This is a genomic window from Brevibacillus choshinensis, assembly GCF_001420695.1.
Taxonomy (GTDB): domain Bacteria; phylum Bacillota; class Bacilli; order Brevibacillales; family Brevibacillaceae; genus Brevibacillus; species Brevibacillus choshinensis.
Genome location: NZ_LJJB01000009.1, coordinates 1 through 833, shown reverse-complemented (window position 1 = coordinate 833; position 833 = coordinate 1). Strand labels below are relative to the sequence as shown.

At 42.0% G+C, this 833-nt stretch carries 2 protein-coding genes; both read left to right on the top strand.

Annotated elements, in window-relative coordinates:
* Positions 1–84: 84 nt before the first annotated feature.
* On the top strand, positions 85–393 hold the full coding sequence (locus tag AN963_RS10370) for a transposase (protein WP_055744537.1): 309 nt from the start codon (positions 85–87) through the stop codon (positions 391–393).
* Positions 390–833 (top strand): IS3 family transposase (locus AN963_RS30845; protein ID WP_152985659.1); only part of this gene is annotated, 444 nt, incomplete at its 3' end. The genes AN963_RS10370 and AN963_RS30845, both read left to right, overlap by 4 nt.

The window sequence follows — 833 nt, the reverse complement described above, 5'->3', positions numbered from 1 at the left end:
TGGTAATATCCCCTCATGGTTGACTGTGTTTAAAACCCCACTGTTACAATTGGGTAAGACACAATTGACCAGAGGGGATTTTTTATGGCTAAAAAGGGACAGACATATAAGGTCTATACGGAAGAGGAAAAAATGGAAGCGGTACGTCTTTACGAGTCCGGAGTATCGTCTAGAGAAGTCGCCAGAAGATTAGGTATTCCAGAAAAAAGACAGGTGTTGAACTGGGTTAATAAGGTTCGTATTGGGGAGACACTGACAGCTTCTCGATCTAATCAAACCTGGCGAAAAGGGCGTCCAAAAACCAAATTCACAAGCATTGAGGAAGAGCTAGCTTACATAAAAGCGGAGAATGAATATCTAAAAAAGCGATATCCAAATCTAAACGGGGAGTGACTTCGAAGAAAGCAAGGTTCTCAATCATTGAACAAATGCGAACCAGATATCGATTATCATGGTTACTCAGTTTTGCAAAAGTATCCCGTGCGGGATATTACAAATGGAGAAAGTCCAAAGAGTCAGCTGTTCGACGCTGCGAAAAGGAAGTCAATCTAAAGGAACATATCTTAAGTATCCATCGCGTGCATCCTTATTACGGTTACTTACGAATAACAGTTGCCCTACGCAAAGAAGGATTACAAATCAATCACAAGCGTGTCTATCGATTGATGAAGGAATTAGGCATTCGCTCAGTAATTCGCAAAAAAAGGCGATTCTTTGGCAGACAGGCATCAGTTGTGAACCCGGATCGTCTGGAGAGACAGTTCAAAGCTGAAGCACCTCTCAAGAAGCTTGTAACCGACATCACCTATCTACGAGTCGGAGAACGTTTTTTT

What these genes read in the sequence shown, in the direction of transcription:
- AN963_RS10370 (WP_055744537.1), top strand. Translation starts at nt 85, where the DNA reads ATGGCTAAAAAGGGACAGACATATAAGGTCTATACGGAAGAGGAAAAA.